Source organism: Roseivivax sp. THAF197b (assembly GCF_009363255.1).
In the GTDB taxonomy this organism is placed as follows: Bacteria; Pseudomonadota; Alphaproteobacteria; order Rhodobacterales; family Rhodobacteraceae; genus Roseivivax.
Genome location: NZ_CP045318.1, coordinates 3,708,493 through 3,727,740, shown reverse-complemented (window position 1 = coordinate 3,727,740; position 19,248 = coordinate 3,708,493). Strand labels below are relative to the sequence as shown.

At 61.3% G+C, this 19,248-nt stretch carries 16 protein-coding genes and 1 tRNA gene; 10 read left to right on the top strand and 7 right to left on the bottom strand.

Annotated elements, in window-relative coordinates; translation table 11 throughout:
- Nucleotides 1-6 precede the first annotated feature (6 nt).
- Genes mnmE through FIV09_RS17790 form a run of 5 tightly spaced genes read left to right on the top strand, consistent with a single transcriptional unit; the run spans nt 7 to nt 5,497 of the window.
- A complete protein-coding gene (gene mnmE / locus FIV09_RS17810; protein ID WP_152452130.1) occupies nt 7-1,290 on the top strand; it encodes a tRNA uridine-5-carboxymethylaminomethyl(34) synthesis GTPase MnmE in 1,284 nt (427 codons plus the stop codon).
- 12 nt (nt 1,291-1,302) lie between these two features.
- The gene (gene mnmG / locus FIV09_RS17805; RefSeq protein WP_152452128.1) at nt 1,303-3,171 is read left to right on the top strand and encodes a tRNA uridine-5-carboxymethylaminomethyl(34) synthesis enzyme MnmG; all 1,869 of its coding nucleotides are present in this window, start codon (nt 1,303-1,305) and stop codon (nt 3,169-3,171) included.
- A complete protein-coding gene (gene rsmG, locus FIV09_RS17800) occupies nt 3,168-3,782 on the top strand; it encodes a 16S rRNA (guanine(527)-N(7))-methyltransferase RsmG (protein ID WP_152452126.1) in 615 nt (204 codons plus the stop codon). The genes mnmG and rsmG overlap by 4 nt, the downstream gene beginning before the upstream one ends.
- On the top strand, nt 3,775-4,584 hold the full coding sequence (locus FIV09_RS17795) for a ParA family protein (RefSeq protein ID WP_152452124.1): 810 nt from the start codon (nt 3,775-3,777) through the stop codon (nt 4,582-4,584). The genes rsmG and FIV09_RS17795 overlap by 8 nt, the downstream gene beginning before the upstream one ends.
- A 13-nt stretch (nt 4,585-4,597) precedes the next feature.
- A complete protein-coding gene (locus tag FIV09_RS17790) occupies nt 4,598-5,497 on the top strand; it encodes a ParB/RepB/Spo0J family partition protein (RefSeq protein WP_152452122.1) in 900 nt (299 codons plus the stop codon).
- A 3-nt stretch (nt 5,498-5,500) separates the two neighbouring features.
- Here FIV09_RS17790 and hemW read toward each other — a convergent pair whose 3' ends face one another.
- Genes hemW through rph form a run of 3 tightly spaced genes read right to left on the bottom strand, consistent with a single transcriptional unit; the run spans nt 5,501 to nt 7,978 of the window.
- Complete coding sequence (hemW, locus tag FIV09_RS17785) at nt 5,501-6,664, bottom strand: radical SAM family heme chaperone HemW (RefSeq protein WP_152452120.1); 1,164 nt, start codon at nt 6,662-6,664, stop codon at nt 5,501-5,503.
- Entirely contained in the window at nt 6,657-7,268 is a 612-nt protein-coding gene (rdgB, locus tag FIV09_RS17780; protein ID WP_152452118.1) for an RdgB/HAM1 family non-canonical purine NTP pyrophosphatase, read from the bottom strand. Before rdgB ends, hemW begins: the two co-directional genes overlap by 8 nt.
- On the bottom strand, nt 7,265-7,978 hold the full coding sequence (gene rph / locus FIV09_RS17775) for a ribonuclease PH (protein WP_152452116.1): 714 nt from the start codon (nt 7,976-7,978) through the stop codon (nt 7,265-7,267). Before rph ends, rdgB begins: the two co-directional genes overlap by 4 nt.
- 113 nt (nt 7,979-8,091) lie before the next feature.
- Here rph and hrcA point away from each other — a divergent pair, with 113 nt between their 5' ends.
- A complete protein-coding gene (gene hrcA, locus FIV09_RS17770; RefSeq protein ID WP_152452114.1) occupies nt 8,092-9,156 on the top strand; it encodes a heat-inducible transcriptional repressor HrcA in 1,065 nt (354 codons plus the stop codon).
- A 9-nt stretch (nt 9,157-9,165) separates the two neighbouring features.
- A complete protein-coding gene (locus FIV09_RS17765) occupies nt 9,166-9,738 on the top strand; it encodes a nucleotide exchange factor GrpE (RefSeq protein WP_152452112.1) in 573 nt (190 codons plus the stop codon).
- 3 nt (nt 9,739-9,741) lie between these two features.
- Here the strand turns inward: FIV09_RS17765 and mutS are convergent, their stop codons facing one another.
- Nucleotides 9,742-12,384 carry a DNA mismatch repair protein MutS gene (mutS, locus tag FIV09_RS17760; protein ID WP_254702269.1) on the bottom strand — a complete coding sequence of 881 codons (2,643 nt, stop codon included), beginning with the start codon at nt 12,382-12,384 and terminating at the stop codon, nt 9,742-9,744.
- Between the two features lie 162 nt (nt 12,385-12,546).
- Here mutS and FIV09_RS17755 point away from each other — a divergent pair, with 162 nt between their 5' ends.
- Both FIV09_RS17755 and FIV09_RS17750 read left to right on the top strand, forming a co-directional pair.
- On the top strand, nt 12,547-14,802 hold the full coding sequence (locus tag FIV09_RS17755; protein WP_152452110.1) for an NADP-dependent malic enzyme: 2,256 nt from the start codon (nt 12,547-12,549) through the stop codon (nt 14,800-14,802).
- Nucleotides 14,803-14,857: 55 nt separating this feature from the next.
- Complete coding sequence (locus FIV09_RS17750) at nt 14,858-15,739, top strand: PfkB family carbohydrate kinase (RefSeq protein WP_152452108.1); 882 nt, start codon at nt 14,858-14,860, stop codon at nt 15,737-15,739.
- A gap of 12 nt (nt 15,740-15,751) precedes the next feature.
- Here FIV09_RS17750 and msrA read toward each other — a convergent pair whose 3' ends face one another.
- Nucleotides 15,752-16,387: a peptide-methionine (S)-S-oxide reductase MsrA gene (gene msrA, locus FIV09_RS17745; RefSeq protein ID WP_152452106.1), complete on the bottom strand. Its 636-nt coding sequence runs from the start codon at nt 16,385-16,387 to the stop codon at nt 15,752-15,754.
- Between the two features lie 177 nt (nt 16,388-16,564).
- On the opposite strand from msrA, the gene FIV09_RS17740 reads away from it, so the two are divergent.
- Nucleotides 16,565-17,569, top strand: coding sequence for an NAD-dependent epimerase/dehydratase family protein (locus FIV09_RS17740; RefSeq protein ID WP_152452104.1), 1,005 nt, complete (start codon nt 16,565-16,567; stop codon nt 17,567-17,569).
- A gap of 23 nt (nt 17,570-17,592) precedes the next feature.
- On the opposite strand, the gene FIV09_RS17735 is transcribed toward FIV09_RS17740, so the two are convergent.
- A tRNA-Thr gene (locus FIV09_RS17735) sits at nt 17,593-17,668 on the bottom strand.
- Between the two features lie 52 nt (nt 17,669-17,720).
- Nucleotides 17,721-19,241 carry a heme biosynthesis protein HemY gene (locus FIV09_RS17730; protein WP_152452102.1) on the bottom strand — a complete coding sequence of 507 codons (1,521 nt, stop codon included), beginning with the start codon at nt 19,239-19,241 and terminating at the stop codon, nt 17,721-17,723.
- Nucleotides 19,242-19,248: the final 7 nt, after the last annotated feature.

The following is a 19,248-nucleotide window of genomic DNA, read 5'->3' as shown; positions in this document are numbered from 1 at the left end:
AGGGCAATGGATACGATCTTTGCGCTTGCGACGGCCGAGGGAAAGGCTGGCGTGTCCGTGGTGCGTATCTCGGGACGCGAGGCCATTGCCGCCGGGACGCAACTTGCGGGCCGCTTGCCGAAGCCGCGCGTCGCCGGGTTGCGGCGTTTGACCGATGCGGATGGCGATCACCTGGATGAGGCCCTGGTTCTCGTATTTCCCGAAGGTCAGAGCTTTACGGGTGAGGCGGTAGTGGAGTTACAGCTTCACGGGTCGATCTCAATCGTGCGCGCGGTGCTTGACGCTTTGGGGCAGATCCCGGGTTTGCGACTGGCGGAACCCGGTGAATTCACGCGCCGGGCTTTGGAAAACGGACGTCTGGACCTCGCGCAGGTGGAAGCGCTCTCCGATCTCATCGATGCGGAAACCGAAGGCCAACGGCAGCAGGCGTTGCGGGTCTTTTCCGGAGCGCTCGGAGAGAAGGTCGCAAAGTGGCGCACAGCTTTGATCAAGGCGGCCTCCTTGCTGGAGGCCGTGATCGATTTTGCGGATGAAGAGGTTCCGGAGGATGTCTCTGCAGATGTCTCCGCGCTTCTGTCGGAGGTTTCGTCCGGGATCGAGCAGGAAATCGCGGGCATTTCAGCAGCGGAACGTGTCAGGCTGGGTTTCGAGGTGGCCATTGTCGGCGCGCCGAATGTCGGGAAATCAACCTTGTTGAACGCCCTGGCGGGCCGGGATGCCGCGATCACCTCTGAAGTGGCCGGGACGACGCGCGACGTCATCGAGGTAAGGATGGACCTATCCGGTCTCGCGGTGACCTTGATCGACACGGCCGGTCTAAGGGAGACCGACGATCTGGTTGAATCCTTGGGGATTTCGCGGGCGCGAGAACGGGCCGCTCAGGCGGATCTGCGCGTATTCTTGCGACAGGATGAAGTCGCCCTGGAGATGGAGCCGCGAGAGGGTGATCTTCTTTATTGGACGAAGGCGGATGTGACGGGGCGCGTCGATGCGATCTCGGCCAAGACAGGGGCGGGACTGGATCGCGTCGTTTCGGATATCACGGTTGCTTTGAAAGACCGTGCCGGATCGGCGGGCTTGGCTACACGCGAACGCCATCGCGCGGCTATGCGCCAATCGCTTGAGCATCTTCTGGTGGCCGCAGAAATTGCGGGGCAGGGGGCTGAGACCTATGACCTCGCGGCGGAAGAGGTCAGAATTGCGATCCGACGTCTTGAAGCTTTGGTCGGTCATATTGATGTTGAGAATGTGTTGGACGAGGTCTTCGCGAATTTTTGCCTCGGCAAATGAGGAGTGTTTCACGTGAAACATCTTAAGACGGATGTCTTGGTGATTGGCGGTGGGCATGCAGGTGTAGAAGCCGCGCATGCCAGCGCGCGCATGGACGCGGACACGTTCCTTGTGACCATGCGGGAAGATGATATCGGTGTGATGTCATGTAATCCGGCCATCGGCGGACTTGGCAAAGGCCATTTGGTTCGAGAAATCGACGCCCTTGATGGTGTGATGGGCCGCATTGCGGACCTGGCGGGTATCCAATTCCGGCTTCTCAATCGACGCAAGGGACCTGCCGTTCAAGGCCCGCGCGCTCAGGCGGATCGAAAGATCTATCGTCGGGAAATGCTGCGGGAGACCAAAGCGCGTCCGGGCCTTCAGATCATTGAGGGCGAAGTTGTCGATCTGATGATGGACGACAACTCCGTCGTTGGTGCCGTTCTTGCCGATGGGCGTGCGATCAAAGCGTCGCGAGTGATCCTGACATCTGGCACTTTTCTTCGCGGGCAAATCCACGTTGGCGATGTGTCCTATTCCGGCGGTCGCATGGGCGACAAGTCCAGCACGAGACTTCCGGAGCGGATCGACAGCTTCGGCTTGCCGCTTGGTCGCCTGAAAACGGGAACACCCCCGCGGTTGGATGCCAACAGCATCGATTTCACTCAGCTGGAAGATCAGCCGGGCGATCCCGACCCCACGCTGTTCTCCTTCCTGTCGAAGGCCCCTTCGGCCCGGCAAGTAAGCTGTGCCATCACGCATACCAATACGCGCACGCATGACATCATCCGCAAAAATCTGGAGCGGTCGGCGATGTATGGCGGGATGATTTCGGGGGTTGGACCGAGATATTGCCCGTCCATCGAAGACAAGGTCGTGCGCTTCGCGGAAAAAACCTCGCACCAAATATTCTTGGAACCCGAGGGTTTGGAAGACGACGTCATTTATCCGAACGGAATTTCGACCTCTTTGCCCGAAGAGGTGCAGCTCGATTACGTGCGCTCCATCGCCGGTTTGGAGGGGGCAATCATCCTGCAGCCAGGATACGCAATCGAGTACGATTACGTTGATCCGCGCGCATTGGATTTGTCATTGGCGGTGCGCAACATCCCGGGCCTCTACCTGGCGGGTCAGATCAACGGCACCACGGGATATGAGGAAGCCGCGGCGCAGGGCCTTGTCGCCGGTCTGAACGCGGCGGCGGCCGTGAAGGGGAAGGAGCCGATCCGGTTCCGTCGTTCGGATTCCTATATCGGCGTGATGATCGACGATCTGACAACACGCGGTGTATCCGAGCCGTATCGCATGTTCACCTCGCGCGCTGAATTTCGGCTGTCGCTGCGGGCAGATAACGCCGATCAACGACTGACCCCGATGGGGATCGGGATCGGTTGCGTTTCTTATAGTCGCAAGGACATTTTCGAAGACAAAATGTCCAGGCTTGCCGCTGGCGAAAAGCGCTTGAAAGCGCGCCTGTTCACGCCATCGGAATTGCAGAGCGTCGGTCAGGCGGTTCGGTCCGATGGTCACAAGCGCAGCGGATACGACCTCCTATCCTACCCGGATATGACGTTTGAAAAGGTAGCGGCGCTTGATCCCGATCTGGCGGATATCGATGCAGAAGTGAGCACGCAGTTGGAGAAAGACGCGCTCTACGCCAATTACATCACGCGTCAGAAGCAGGATGTGGACGCGCTTCGCAAGGACGAAACCGCAGCGATCCCTGCGGATTTCGACTATAAGTCCTTGGGTTCTCTTTCCAACGAGTTGAGGTCGAAGCTGGAATCCGCGCGTCCGGAAAACCTGGGGCAGGCGTCCCGGATCGATGGTATGACCCCCGCGGCGCTGACGCTGATCCTGGCGAAGCTCAAGCAGCAAAAGCGGGCAAAAACCGCGTGACACCTCCGATTGCGAACACAGATGTTTCACGTGAAACACTCGACAAGCTGCGTCAGTACGAGGATCTTGTGCGTCATTGGACGCAGCGGATCAACCTGATCTCGAAAGCGTCGGTCGATGACCTTTGGGAGCGCCACATCCTGGACGCGCTCCAATTGGCACGCTTCATACCGCCAGAAGGCGGACATTGGATGGACCTTGGATCCGGTGGCGGATTTCCGGGGATTGTCATCGCGATCGCAGCTCAGGAGCTCAATCCACACATGCGCATGACGCTGGTTGAAAGTGATGCGCGAAAGTCGGTCTTCCTGCGGACGGCTGTGCGGCAGTTCAATCTGAACGCCGAGGTCAAAACCACGCGCATCGAGAAGCTGCCCCGGATACGAGCAGATGTCATCAGCGCACGCGCCTTGTCGGCGTTGACGACGCTTCTGTCCTACGCCCATCCACATATGAAGGCCGGTACCCATTGTGTCTTTCCAAAAGGCACAACGTGGAAAAAAGAGGTCGAGGACGCCCGCAAGGAATGGTCATTTTCCTGCGAAATTACTACAAGTGAAACCGATCCCAACGCCGTTATTCTCAGCATCGGAAGCCTCGCGCATGTCTGATCCCACCCGCCCTCGTGCTCCCCGGATTATCGCGGTTGCGAACCAGAAGGGGGGCGTTGGCAAGACCACGACCACGATCAATCTCGGCGCTGCATTGGCCGAGCAGGGGCTGAATGTCCTGGTTGTTGACCTTGATCCGCAGGGGAACGCCTCCACCGGCCTCGGGATCGAGCCCACGGATCGCGAATACACCACCTACGAGCTATTGCTGGACGATATCCCGCTCGAAGAGGTCATCCAGACGACCGAAATCGGCAATCTGTCTTTGATCCCGGCTACGGTGGATCTAAGCTCCGCCGATATCGAGCTTATTGCCAATGAAAAACGCAGCTTCCTCCTGCACGACGCCCTTCGTCAGCAGGCCATCGATGCCTACGGCTTCGACATCATCCTGATCGATTGCCCGCCATCGCTGAACCTGTTGACCGTCAACGCCATGGTGGCTGCGCATTCCGTGCTTGTACCGCTGCAGAGCGAGTTCTTCGCGCTCGAAGGCTTGTCTCAGCTCATGATGACGATCCGGGAAGTGCGTCAAAGCGCCAATCCGGATCTTCGGATCGAAGGTATCGTTCTCACCATGTACGACGCCCGGAATAATCTGTCCCAGCAGGTAGAAGACGATGCGCGGTCCAATTTGGGGGAGTTGGTGTACCGGACCGTCATCCCGCGCAACGTGCGTGTCAGCGAAGCGCCGTCCTATGCGCTGCCTGTCCTACAATACGATACCGGATCAAAAGGGGCTGCGGCCTACCGCGCGTTGGCGCAGGAATTGCTGTCCACCCATACAAGAACAGCGGCATAAGAGAGGCGAGGCAATGGTTGAAAAGCGAGAACGTCGTGGGCTCGGGCGTGGTTTGTCCGCCCTCATGGCAGATGTGGAGCCGCAACCCCAAGCTGACGCCGAGACCTCCGTGGCAGCCCGCGCTGACCGCGTGGTGCCGATTGATCAGATCGTGCCAAACCCCGATCAGCCACGGCGGCGGTTTTCGGAAGAGCAGCTGGATGAGCTGACCGAGTCCATCAGGGCGAAGGGGATCATTCAGCCGATCATCGTTCGGGAAAAGCCCGATGCGCCCAACCAATTTGAGATCGTGGCTGGCGAACGGCGTTGGCGCGCGGCACAACGCGCGCAACTTCATGAAATCCCTGTGCTTGTCCGGGAATTCTCCGACACGGAAGTGCTCGAAGTCGCAATCATCGAGAACATCCAGCGCGCCGATCTGAACGCGATCGAAGAAGCGGCAGGCTTTCGGCAATTGATGTTCAAGTTCGGACATACGCAAGAAAAGCTGGCCGAAGCTCTTGGAAAAAGCCGCTCGCATATCGCCAACCTGATGCGGCTTCTGAACCTGCCAGAGGATGTGCAGACCTATGTGTCCGAGGGGCGTTTGAGCGCTGGTCATGCCAGGGCCCTGATCACCGCGAGCGATCCATCTGCCTTGGCAAAAACCGTTATCGCCAGAAATCTGTCGGTTCGTGAGACGGAGAAGCTCGCGAAAGGCGAGGCGAACCGCGTCGAAAACAGAAAGCCGCGCAGCGATGGGAAGGCGATCGAGAAGGATGCCGACACACGGGCGCTCGAAAACGATCTGTCGGCGGCTTTGGGCATGAAAATCAGCATCGACCACAAACCCGGCGCAGAAGGGGGGCGTCTGACGATTTCCTACGACACCCTCGATCAGCTTGATGCGCTGTGCGGCATCCTCAGCACCTAGCGGTCACGCGTCATCCGGCATGAGCGCGGCAATCAGCGAATTGAGCAATAATCGACCCTGTTCCGTCGCGCCCATCCGATGATCCTGTTCCCAAAGGAGCCCATCAGCGGTCAGCGCGGTTCTCTTGCCTGGATCCGCAATAGCGGGATCCATCGCGTGAAGCCTTGGAAGATCGAGGCCTTCGCGTAACCGCAGACCCATCATCAGATATTCGGTGGCCTGTTCTGCCAGCGGCAATTGCGACGTCACGCGGGTCCCATCCCCCTTGCAAGCCGCATCAAGCCAGGCGCCGGGATTTCGCCACGCCTCCGTTCCAATTCGCGAGCCATCAATGGTCAGGCGCCCATGCGCGCCGGGACCGATCCCTGCATAATCGCCATGCCGCCAATAAATCAAATTGTGACGCGATTCAGAGCCGGGTTTGGCATGGTTCGAGACTTCATAGGCCGCCAATCCCGCAGCCTCGCATTGGGTCTGGGTCATCTCGTAAAGATCTGCCGCGAGGTCTTCATCGGGCAGGCCGGGCAGGGCCCCTTTGCGGTCCCGCTCCCAAAACGCCGTGCCGCGTTCAATCGTCAGTTGGTAAAGGGAAAGATGATCCGCCGCCATGGCAAGCGCCTCGGACAATTCGGCCGCCCAATCCTCGCGCCCTTGATCCTGTCGGGCGTATATCAAATCGAAGCTGATCCGATCAAACAGTGACCGCGCGGTATCATAGGCGGCTTTTGCTTCCGCGACAGAATGCAGGCGACCAAGTTTTCGCAGATCCCGATCATTCAGAGCCTGCAGCCCCATCGAGATACGATTCACGCCCGAATCGCGAAACCCTTGGAAGCGCCCGGCCTCGACGGACCGAGGATTGGCTTCAAGCGTAATTTCCAGATCATTCGCGGGAACCCAGGCGGTTTGCGCCGCGTCTATGACCTCACCAACAAGATCGGGCGGCATGAGGCTCGGCGTTCCTCCACCAAAGAAGATGGAGGACAGAACTCGAGGACCCGTCTGCGCGGAGACGCGAGAAATCTCACTGAGGAAGGCCTGACGCCACCTGTCATGATCGACCGAACGCGTCACATGGGAATTGAAGTCGCAATACGGGCATTTGGCCTCACAGAATGGCCAGTGCACGTACAGTCCGAACCCGGCGACTTGCCAATTCTCAGCCAAAGCAACCTTTCACGAGCAGCTCCGTCGCCCGTGCGCGATGGCTGATCTTGTTTTTTTCCCAGCGATCCATTTCCCCGAATGTCACGGAGTAGCCATCGGGCTGGAAAATCGGATCGTATCCATGACCCTGATCGCCGCGCATGGGCCAGATGACCTGACCTTCCATCGTGCCCGGGAAGACCTCATCATGTCCGTCGGGCCAAGCCAGAACCAAGGTGCAGCAAAACCGCGCGGTCCAGGGCTGCGGCGCACCAGAGGCCACGAGGCGATCATGGGCCTTGGTCATGGCCATGACGAAGTCGCGCCCCTGGTCGGTCTCCGCCCAATCCGCGGTATACACACCCGGCGCGCCGTCCAGCGCATCGATCTCGATCCCGGAATCGTCGGACAAGGCCGGCAATCCGGTAGCACGTGCAGCCGCATGGGCCTTGATCCGAGCATTCTCGACGAAGGTTGTGCCCGTCTCCTCCGGCTCGGGCAAATCCATGGACGCGGCGCCGACGCACTCCACGCCAAACGGCTCTAACAATGCCGAAATCTCTTCCAGCTTTCCCTGGTTATGCGTAGCGACGAGAAGCCGTGGTGCGTCGAACGCGCGGCTCACGATACCGCTGCCATCTGAGCTGCGACCAGTTCCGACACGCCCTTTTCGGCAAGATCCATCAGCTGGCCCATCTGGTCCCGCGAGAAGACGGATCCTTCCGCGGACATCTGAACTTCGATCAGCTGACCGTCGCCACGCAGGATGAAATTGCCATCGACCCCGGCCTCGCTGTCCTCGGGATAATCGAGGTCCAGCACGGGCTGGCCTGCATAGATCCCGCAGCTTACAGCCGCCACCGGCGAGATTAGCGGATCCGAGGTCAGATCGCCCGCCTTGATCAGCTTGTTCACGGCAAGCTTCAATGCAACCCATCCGCCGGTGATCGACGCACAGCGCGTGCCGCCATCTGCCTGGATCACATCGCAATCGACCGTGATCTGCCGTTCACCCATCGCAACGCGGTCGACACCGGCGCGCAAAGACCGACCAATCAACCGCTGGATCTCGACCGTGCGACCGCCTTGCTTGCCGCTTGTCGCTTCCCGCCGCATCCGCGAGGAGGTCGAGCGCGGCAGCATCCCGTATTCCGCTGTGACCCAACCGAGGCCGGAGCCCTTTATGAAGGGCGGCACGCGTTCTTCGATGCTCGCCGTACAGAGCACGTGCGTATCACCCATGCGGATCATGCAGGAGCCTTCGGCATGTTTCGTTACATCGGTCTCGATTGAAACCGCGCGCATTTCGCTTAAATCACGACCAGACGGACGCATATTGGTTCTCCTTCTTTGCGGCAGGGCATACAGACAGGGTGGCGGCTCGGGCAACCCCGATTGACCTCGCCCGGCAGCCCTTTTTAATGGACCTTTCAAGGATCAGGGCACAGATGCAGAACGGCTCCAAACTGTTCGATCAGATGAACGCGCGTTCACGAGAGGTGTTCCAGCGCGTCGTCGAAGGGTATCTCGAAAGCGGGGAGCCCGTCGGCTCACGCACCCTTACGCGCACCCTGTCGGAGAAGGTGTCCGCCGCGACCGTCCGAAACGTGATGCAGGATCTCGAATATCTCGGTCTGCTCAATTCACCGCATGTCTCCGCGGGCCGCATTCCGACGGAAACCGGTCTGCGGCTCTTCGTCGACGGCCTGCTGGAGGTGCGCGATCTCGACTCCTCGGATCGCAATCAAATCGACGCTACCTTGGGCAGCAATAGTGACGATACCGCCAACCTTCTGGACCGTGTCGGCTCAGCGCTCTCCGGCGTGACGCACGGGGCGTCCCTCGTCTTGACGCCCAAGCACGAAGCGCCGATCCGGCACATCGAATTTGTCTCGCTCGCGCAAAATCGCGCGCTCGTGGTGCTGGTCTTCGCGGACGGCCATGTGGAGAACCGGGTTTTCACGCCCCCGCCGGGGCTCACCCCCTCGGCGTTGCGCGAAGCGGCGAACTTTCTCAACGCACTGGTGGAAGGCCGGACGCTGTCGGAAATGCGCCGCGACATGAGCCGCGACATCGAGGCGCGCCGCCGCGAGATCGACACGCTCGCCCATGATCTCGTTCAGTCTGGGATTGCTGTCTGGGATGAAGATGGGGATCGCGCCGAACGTCTCATTGTCCGCGGCCGCGCGAATCTCCTGGGAGAGGAAGCCGACCCGGCGGATATCGACCGGATCAGAACGCTCTTTGACGACCTCGAACGCAAGCGCGACATCGCCGAGTTCCTCGAACTGACGGAATCCGGGGAAGGTGTGCGCATTTTTATCGGCTCGGAAAACAAACTTTTCTCGCTTTCGGGTTCCTCTCTGGTCGTGTCTCCATATATGAACGCTGACCGAAAGATCGTTGGCGCGGTCGGTGTCATTGGGCCGACGCGTCTGAATTACGGTCGGATTGTTCCGATCGTGGACTACACCGCACAGCTGGTCGGGAAATTGCTGTCCGACCGGAAATAGAGGGAAGATATGGCAAACCCGAACAACGACGATTTCCTCGACGATCCAGATGCCCTCGCGGCCGAGGAAGACGCCCGCGAAGAAGCGGAAGAGCTGGCAGAACCCAGCGACGCGGACCGGATCGCCGAACTCGAGGCCGAGCGCGACCAGTACAAGGATCGCTTCATGCGCGCGCTTGCGGATGCGGAAAATGCGCGCAAGCGGGCTGACCGGGATCGCAAGGAAGCCGAGAATTACGGCTCGACCCGCCTCGCGCGGGATCTTCTGCCGGTTTACGACAACCTGCAACGCGCACTGGCCGCCGCCAACGAAGAGCAGAAGCAAATCTCCGTCGCCCTTCTTGAAGGGGTGGAACTGACCCTGCGTGAGCTTCAGTCGGTTTTCAAGAAGCACGGGATCGAAGTCATCAAGCCCGAAGTGGGCGACAAGTTCGACCCGCAGGTGCATGAGGCCATGTTCGAGGCACCGGTTCCGAACACCAAGGCAGGTGACATCATCCAGGTCTCCGCAGAAGGCTTCATGCTGTATGATCGCCTGCTGCGTCCGGCCCAGGTCGGCGTCAGCTCCACGCCGGGGAAATAGACCCTAATCCCGCACGAGTCCGCGCAGTTGGTATAATGCCTCCAGCGCCTCTCGCGGGCTCATATCGTCCGGCGACAGATCTCGAAGCCGCGCCTCCACCTCGGACGGCGCGGCTTCTGCTTTGGGGGTGGGCGCTTGGGCTGCGACCGAGAACAGGGGCAGGTCATCGATCAGGGCCTTGGGCGACGCCTTGTCCCGTTCGCCTTTTTCCAGCGCATCAAGCACGGATTTCGCGCGGGCCACGACGGCAGGCGGAAGGCCCGCAAGCTGCGCCACCTGAACCCCGTAAGAGCGATCCGCTGCACCGGGGCGAACCTCGTGCAGGAAGATCACCTCGCCGTCCCATTCCTTGACCGCGACCGTCGCGTTCGACACGCCGGGCAGCTTCCCTGCCAGTGCAGTCATCTCGTGATAATGCGTGGCGAACAGACCGCGGACCCGGTTGACCTCCGCCAGATGCTCCAGTGTCGCCCACGCGATGGACAGGCCGTCATAGGTCGCCGTTCCACGCCCGATCTCGTCCAGGATGACCAAGGCCCGCGTATCGGCCTGGTTCAGAATGGCCGCGGTTTCTACCATCTCCACCATGAATGTGGAACGACCCCGCGCCAGATCGTCCGAAGCCCCGACGCGGCTGAAAATCTGGCTGACGCAGCCGATATGCGCATGCGCCGCGGGCACATACCCCCCCATTTGCGCCAGGATCGCGATCAGCGCGTTCTGCCGCAAATAGGTCGATTTACCGGCCATGTTCGGGCCTGTCAGAAGCTCAAGCGCCGGTCCGTCATGTTCGGGCGACAGGGTGCAATCATTGGCGATGAAGGGTGCGCCGCCCTGTGCGCGTAGCGCGCGTTCGACCACCGGATGCCGGCCCCCTTCGATGACGAAAGCGCGGCTGTCATCGACCTTCGGACGGACCCAGTCTTCTTCCCGCGCAAGCGTGCCCATCGACAGGGCGACATCGAATTCCGCAAGACCCAAGGCGAGGGACGACAGGGCAGGGGCATTCTCAAGAATGGCCGCTTTCAGGGTGTCATAGATCCGCTTTTCGATCTCCAGCGCCCGTCCGCCCGCATTCAGGATCCGCGTTTCCAGCTCGGACAATTCCACGGTGGTGAACCGCACCTGGTTGGCCGTTGTCTGGCGGTGGATGAACACCTCCGAATGAGGCGGGGCCATCATCTTCGTCGCATGGGTCGCCGTCGTTTCGATGAAATACCCAAGGACGTTGTTGTGCTTGATCTTCAGCGATCCGATGCCGGTTTGCTCGATGAAATCGGATTGCATACGCGCGATGACACCGCGCCCCTCGTCGCGCAGCGTCCGCGCCTCGTCGAGATCGGCATCGAAGCCTTCCGCGATGAAGCCACCGTCCCGTGCCAAAAGCGGCGGCTCCGCGATCAGCGCCTCGTCGAGGAGCGCCAGAAGCGTATCGTGACCGGTCAGCGCCTGCTGCGCCTCGGCAAGAAGGTCCGGAAGTTCGGCATTTTCCAGCGAGGCGGCCAGGCTTTCGGCCTGCGTCAACGCAGCGCGCACCGCGCTCAGGTCTCGCGGTCCGCCCCGATCAAGCGCTAGACGGGACAGGGCGCGGTCGAGATCCGGCACCTTGCGCAGGCTTTCGCGCAGGGACAGAGCCGCATTTGCGTTCTCAAGGCTCCACGCCACCGCATCGTGGCGGGCGGTTATGTCGTCCAAGTTCTGGCTGGGCGACGACAGCCGCCGTTCAAGCAGGCGTGCCCCGGCGGCTGTGGTTGTCTTGTCGATCACGGACAAAAGCGATCCCGCGCGAGAGCCGTCCGCGCCGCGTGTAAGTTCAAGGTTGGTCCGCGTCGCCGCATCGATCTGCAACAGACGCGACACCTGGTCCTGCCTTGGCGGCCTGAGAAGCGGCAGTTTTCCCTTCTGCGTAATCTCGAGATAATCGACGAGCGCCCCCATGGCGGACAATTCGGCCCGATTGAAATCGCCGAATGGCTCCAATGTCGCGACCCCGAAAAGCGCGGTGAGCCGTGCATCACCTGCGCTGGAATCGAATGAGCCGCGCGACAGGATCGTGGGCTCCAATCCGAGATCGGACAGGACCGGCCGTTGGGTATCTTCGCTCGCTTCCGAAAGCAGCAATTCAGCGGGTGCGAGCCGCGCAAGCTCTGCTCCGATCCGGGCCGCGGGGATGGGCATCACGTGAAACGCACCGGTGGAGATGTCTGCCCAAGCCAATGCAAAAGCGTCTCTAACCTGGCCCAAAGCGGCCAGATAATTGTGCCGCCTTGCCTCGAGCAGGCTTTCCTCCGTCAGGGTGCCGGGCGTCACGAGGCGCACGACTTCCCGCTTCACGACAGATTTCGATCCGCGCTTCTTGGCCTCAGCGGGGCTTTCCATCTGTTCACAGACCGCGACGCGAAACCCTTTCCGGATCAACGTCAGCAGATAACCCTCGGCGGAATGAACGGGCACGCCGCACATGGGGATATCGTTGCCGTCATGCTTGCCGCGTTTCGTGAGCGCAATATCCAGCGCCTCGGCGGCGGCGGCTGCATCGTCGAAGAACAGCTCGTAGAAATCGCCCATGCGATAGAACAAGAGCGCATCGGGATGTCCGGCTTTGATCTCGAGATATTGCGCCATCATCGGCGTCACGGCGTTCATGCGACCCCCATCGCCTGCTTTCCGCGCGACCCTACAAATGCCCGAGGCGCTCCGAAAGCGGGAAATCCGGAACGTCCCGGCAGAGTGCACCTGATAGCGCTATCGCGGTTGAGGCCTGTCCGGCCCTCGGCTAAGCCGGTTCGGCATATCTGGGAGGATCGCATGGCAAGGCAGAAATATACCCGCGAAGAGGCACTGGCCTTCCACCTGGAGCCCGAGCCCGGCAAGTGGGAAGTGCAGGCCACCGTGCCGATGACGACGCAGCGGGATCTGTCGCTGGCCTATTCCCCCGGCGTGGCCGTGCCCTGTGAGGAAATCGCGGAAAACCCGGAGCTTGCTTACGATTACACGAACAAGGGCAACCTCGTTGCGGTGATCTCGAACGGGACGGCGGTTCTGGGGCTCGGCAATCTCGGCGCGCTCGGCTCGAAGCCCGTGATGGAAGGCAAATCGGTCCTGTTCAAACGGTTCGCCGACGTGAACTCCATCGATATCGAGCTTGATACCGAAGATCCGGACGCCTTCTGCCAGGCGGTCAAGCTGATGGGGCCGACCTTCGGGGGCATCAACCTCGAAGACATCAAGGCGCCCGAATGCTTCATCATCGAGCAGCGCCTCAAGGAAGAGATGGATATCCCCGTCTTCCATGACGATCAGCACGGCACCGCCGTGATCTGTGCCGCCGGTCTCATCAACGCGCTGCACATCTCGGGCAAGAAGATCGAGGATGTGAAGATCGTTCTAAATGGCGCGGGCGCTGCGGGCATCGCCTGTATCGAGCTTCTGAAGAGCATGGGTGCGCGGCATAACAATTGCGTCGTCTGCGATACGAAGGGCGTGATTTACCAGGGCCGCACCGAAGGCATGAACCAGTGGAAATCCGCCCATGCGATCCAGACCGAGGCGCGGTCGCTGGAAGAGGCGATGGTCGATGCCGACGTTTTCCTCGGTGTCTCCGTAAAAGGGGCCGTGACGCAGGAGATGGTCCAGTCGATGGCCGACAATCCGGTCATTTTCGCCATGGCCAATCCCGATCCGGAGATCACGCCCGAAGAGGCGCATGAGGTCCGCATGGATGCCATCGTCGCCACGGGCCGGTCGGATTATCCCAATCAGGTCAATAACGTGCTGGGCTTTCCTTATCTCTTCCGGGGTGCGCTCGACATCAATGCTCGCGCGATCAATGACGAGATGAAGATCGCCTGCGCCGAGGCTCTGGCGGCACTTGCCCGCGAGGACGTGCCCGATGAGGTAGCGGTGGCTTATGGCAAGACGCTCAGCTTCGGGCGCGACTACATCATCCCGACGCCCTTCGATCCGCGGCTGATCTACCGCATCCCGCCCGCCGTGGCGAAAGCGGGCATGGATACCGGTGCCGCGCGGCGGCCGATCGTGGACATGGACGCCTACGAGGTGTCGCTCAAGACCCGGCTCGATCCGACCGCGTCGATCCTGCAGGGCATCAATGCCCGCGCTAGGGCGGCACAGGCACGGATGATCTTCGCGGAGGGCGACGATCCGCGCGTGTTGCGGGCGGCGGTGAGCTATCAACGCTCGGGATTCGGCAAGGCACTGGTCGTCGGCCGGGACGCCGACGTCAAAGCCAAGCTGGAGGCCGCTGGCATGGGCGATGCCGTGCGCGAGATCGAAGTGATCAACGCCGCCAACACCCATCATCTCGAAACCTACAAGCAGTTCCTCTATGCGCGGAACCAACGAAACGGGATGGATCAACAGGACGCGCACCGGATGGCCGCGCGGGATCGGCACGTCTTCGCATCGTTGATGCTCGCCCATGGTCATGGCGACGGGCTCGTGACCGGTGCAACCCGAAAGTCGGCCCACGTGATGGAGCGGATCAATCTGGTCTTCGACGCGCAGGCGAAACAGGGTGCTGCGGGCATCACGGCGCTTCTGCACAAGGGGCGTATCGTGCTGATGGGCGATACGCTGGTGCATGAATGGCCGGACGAGCATGACCTGGCCGATATCGCCGAACGGGCGGCGGACGTGGCCCGGCATCTGGGCCTCGAGCCGCGGGTCGCGTTCGTGTCCTTCTCGACCTTTGGGTATCCCGTCTCTGAACGGGCCGAGAAGATGCATCTTGCGCCGGATGTGCTCGACGCGCGCGGCGTGAATTTCGAATATGAAGGTGAAATGACCGTCGATGTCGCGCTCAACAGGCGTGCGCAGGAAAGCTATCCGTTCCAGCGCCTGACGGGCCCGGCCAATATCCTGATCGTGCCCGCGCGACACTCGGCCTCAATCTCCACGAAATTGATGCAGGAAATGGCAGGCGCCACCGTGATCGGCCCGATTCTGACCGGCGTGGACAAGTCGATCCAGATCTGCTCGTCCTCATCGACGGCGAATGACATCATGAACATGGCCGTGCTTGCCGCGTGCAAGGTCGGCTAGGGCCGACCCGCGCTGCGTGCGGCCTTGGCATGAGACTAGACAGGAGCGCGCAGCGATGACGATCTGGAATCTCGGCTCTATCAATGCCGATTTCGTCTATCGGGTGCCGCATCTACCGGCCCCGGGCGAGACGCTGGCATCGTCCTCCTACACGCGGGGATTGGGCGGTAAGGGCGCGAACATGTCCGTGGCCGCCGCGCGGGCCGGGGCGCGCGTGGCGCATCTGGGGGCCATCGGATCCGATGGCGGATGGATGCTCGAGCGGTTGATGGAATACGGCGTCGACACGCGTGCGATTGACCGCGTGAGTGACGCATCGGGCCACGCGATCATCGCGGTAGATGACGCGGGAGAGAACCAGATCATTCTCTATCCCGGCGCAAATCACGCGATTTCGGAAACCCGCCTCGCTGATCGTCTGCGTGAAGGTGCCGCATCGGATCTGTTCCTGTTCCAGAACGAGACGAATGCCCAGGCCAAAGCCGCGGCGCTCGCATCGGGGCAGGGCATGCGCGTCGTCTATGCGGCGGCACCTTTCGACGCGGCGGCGGTGTCCGATGTTCTCCCGCTTCTCGACCTGCTGATCCTGAACGCCGTCGAAGCCCGGCAATTGGAGGATGCGACGGGCCTTGCGCCCGCGAAACTCCCCGTGCGCGACGTCGTCGTCACACGGGGCAGCGAAGGGGCCACGTGGTTCGAGACGGATGGCGGGACGGCCACGGACATACCGGCGATTCCGGCTGATGCGAAGGATACCACGGGCGCGGGGGATACGTTCACCGGATATCTCTGCGCGGGCCTCGACCGAGGGTTTTCGATGCGGCAATCGCTGGATCTGGCGACGAAAGCGGCGGCGATCATGGTCGGCCGTGTGGGCACCGCGGATGTGATCCCGGACCTCAAGGATATCGAGGACCGGTTCGGCCCGGACGCCTGATTGCACCGCTGCCTAGCCGCCGATGAAGGGCGCGTCGTCACCCCAGACCTGACGCACGCGCTGGTCCCGGCGGCATCCTTCGCGGTAGCGGTCATAGGCATCCGCACGGTCGATATAGCCGAAGCGGGTCAGGGTCTTCTCGGTGCTTTTGTAGTAACCCTGATGATAGTCCTCGGCCTCGTAGAAGGTCTTCGCATCGAGGATCGGCACAGCCACATCGCGCCCCAGCTCCTGCTCTGCCGGGGTCTTCGCGGCCTCCGCATCTGCTCGTTCGGCGGCATCTTCCACGAAAATCGCCGGGCGGTAGGAGGCGCCACGATCACAGAATTGTCCGCCGTCGTCGAAGGGATCGATGGACCGGAAGAACAGATCAAAAAGCCTCTCGCGCGAGACTGTATCTGCGTCATAGGTGATCCGCACAGCTTCATAATGACCGGTATTGCCACCCGTGACCTGTTTGTAGGTCGGGTTGCTCGTGGTGCCCCCGGTGTAGCCGGACACCGCTTCTGACACGCCCGAGACCTTCTCGAAATCAGCTTCGACACACCAGAAACAGCCGCCCGCGACCGTGATGTCGGCGCTATGGGCGAATGAAGCGGGCAAAGCGAGGCCGAGGGCCAGGATTGCGGTCTGGATCGGTTGTTTCATGTGAAATCTCCGGTTTTTCACGAGGACTATCCCGGTTTGCGCAAAGAGGTGCAAAATGGAATGCAGGATGTCACGGGAAACTGAACGCCCGAGATGGCGCGATGATCCATTGGCTTTCGCGCTTTTCATGCGAAGGTAGAGACTTTACGCAGACTTAGACCGACAGAGAGATTTATTATGACGCGTGTTCTTGTGACCGGCTCCGCCGGGTTTATCGGTTTCCACCTGGCCCGGCTTTTGCTGGATGAGGGCCATGTCGTGCACGGCTATGACGGCATGAACGATTATTACGACGTTCGCCTGAAGCAGCGCCGTCACGGGATCCTGCTGCAGAAGCCGGGATTTACCGCCACCGAAGCGCAGCTTGAGGATCAGGACGATTTCGACGCGGCTGCGGATGCGTTCGAGCCCGAGATCATCGTGCATCTCGCGGCGCAGGCGGGTGTGCGGTACTCGCTGGAAAACCCAAAGGCCTACCTGACCTCCAACGTGATGGGCACCTTCTCCGTGATGGAGGTGGCGCGGCGGCACGAGGTGCAGCACCTGCTCATGGCGTCCACTTCCTCGGTCTACGGCGCGAATACCGAGATGCCGTTCAAGGAAACGGACAAGGCCGACACGCAGCTGACCATGTATTCCGCCTCAAAGAAGGCGAATGAAAGCATGGGGCATAGCTGGGCGCATATTCACGGCGTGCCAATCACGATGTTCCGGTTCTTCACGGTCTATGGGCCCTGGGGTCGTCCGGATCTTGCGCTCTACAAGTTTGTGGACCGCATGCTCGATGGGCGCGAGATCGACGTCTACAATCACGGCGATATGTACCGCGACTTCACCTATATCGATGACCTCGTGCGCGGTATCCGCCTTCTGATGGATGCGGTTCCGGGCGGCGAGGAGACCCGTGTCGAGGGCGACAACCTGAGCCCGGTCGCTCCGTTCCGCGTGGTGAATATCGGCAATTCGGACAAGGTGCGGCTTCTGGATTTCGTCGCCGGGATCGAAGACGCGCTGGGCATGAAGGCCAAGATCAACTTCATGGATATCCAGCCCGGCGATGTGCCTGCCACCTGGGCCGATGCGTCGCTTTTGCAGGCCTTGACTGGCTATCGCCCGCAGACGGATTTCCGGAAAGGTATCCGGGAATTCGTGACCTGGTACCGGGAATATTCGGGGAAGTGATTGCGCCGAAGGTGGCGCGGAAGTGGTGCCGCTGAAGGGACTCGAACCCCCGACCCCATCATTACGAATGACGTGCTCTACCAGCTGAGCTACAGCGGCCCAATTTCCGTGCGCGGGCACATAGCACCGCGCACGGGGGATGGGAAGAGGGTCAGGTGGCCTTTTGTGCCTCTGCCCCGTCTGCGTCCTTGTCGGCGTTGGCCTGATCAGCGATTTCCGCATCGGGAATCTCGCTTTGCTCGGGCACGACTTCGTCCAGCGGGTCGGGCTGGGGGCGTTCCTCTTCGGGCATGGTCGACGGTCCGACCAGAAGCGGCAGCATCTCGGCACCGCCCGGCAGGCTCACATCCGTGCGCGGCGGGGTCTTCCAGCTCAGCGTATCGAAGGCGTCGCAATTGTTGCAGACGGGCGACCACTCGGTCTGGATGTTGTTGCAGTTCTCGCAGACCCATTGCGGACCGCGCGGCGCGGTCAGCGCCTTTGCGAGCCATCCGCGCACGATCGCGTCCTCCGTGCCTTCGCCCCGCTCGATCGCGGCCATGATCGTCAGAACACGGGCATCGGGATCGGTTTCCCACAGATCGCCAATGGCGCGCCGCGCGCCGGGGAAATCCTCCGCGGCGAGGTTCAGTTCGGCAAGCAGAAGCTTCGATTCGCGATGATCCGCATGGATCGATGTCAGGGTGCGGAACCGCTTCAGGCGCTCGGCCGGGCTTTCCGCGGGCTCGATCTCGGCAAAGGCGGCGGCGAGGTCGGGATGCGGCTGCGCCTGCCACGCCTTTTTCAGAAGTCGCGCGGCGTTCTTCTTGCGCCCATCGGCGATGTATCCGCGTGCGGCCATCGTTGCGGCGGGCACCAGATCCGGCGAGGTCTTGTTGGCGCTGATCGCCGCTTCCCGCGCTTCGACATCCTTGCCCTCGTCGAGGATGTCCTTCGCCTCCGACAGGGCCAGCACGGCATCGCGCCGCTTGTGCAGGTCGCGCGGCATGTTGCCGTATTTCAGCTTGGCTTGCAGCGTCTTGCGCGCCCCGGCCCAGTCGGCCTTCTTGGCCTGAAGCTGCAGGAGGGTATCCTGCATCTCTTCATGCTTGGGCTTCAGCGCGAAGGCGCGCTTGGCCAGTTGCAGCGCGGTATCGGTGTCGCCCCGGGCGATTCGCTGCTTCATGATGCCGCGTACGCCGACGAAACGTGTGGCGTCGTTCTTGAGAAGCCGCTTGTAGATATCCTCGGCCCTGCGGCTGTCTCCGACCTGTTCGGCGGCCTGTGCAGCCAGGATGTCGGTGACTTCCGGTTTGTTGAGATAGCGTTCCGCTTTCTGCGCCTTGGCCAGGGCAACGCGCCCCTCGCCTGAGGCCAGCGCCGTCAACCCGTCGCCAAGCGCCTGGTAGCCTTTCCGCTCGCGATTGCGGTCGAAATACCGGGTGATCGCCGTCTCGTCGCCATTGATGAATTTCAGAACCGCGATCAGCAGCGACACGATCTTCAGCAAAAGCCAGACAGCGACGAACAGGACCACCGCGGCGATCACGGATTGCAGCGGTCCGAAGGTGAATTCCATCCCCGCGACGGTGATCTGGATGCCGCCTTCGGCTTCCAGAAGGTAGCTGGCACCGAGGGTCAGCGCCGCGACGATGGCGACGAAAAGAACGATCTTTATGAGTGACCAGAGCATGAACCGA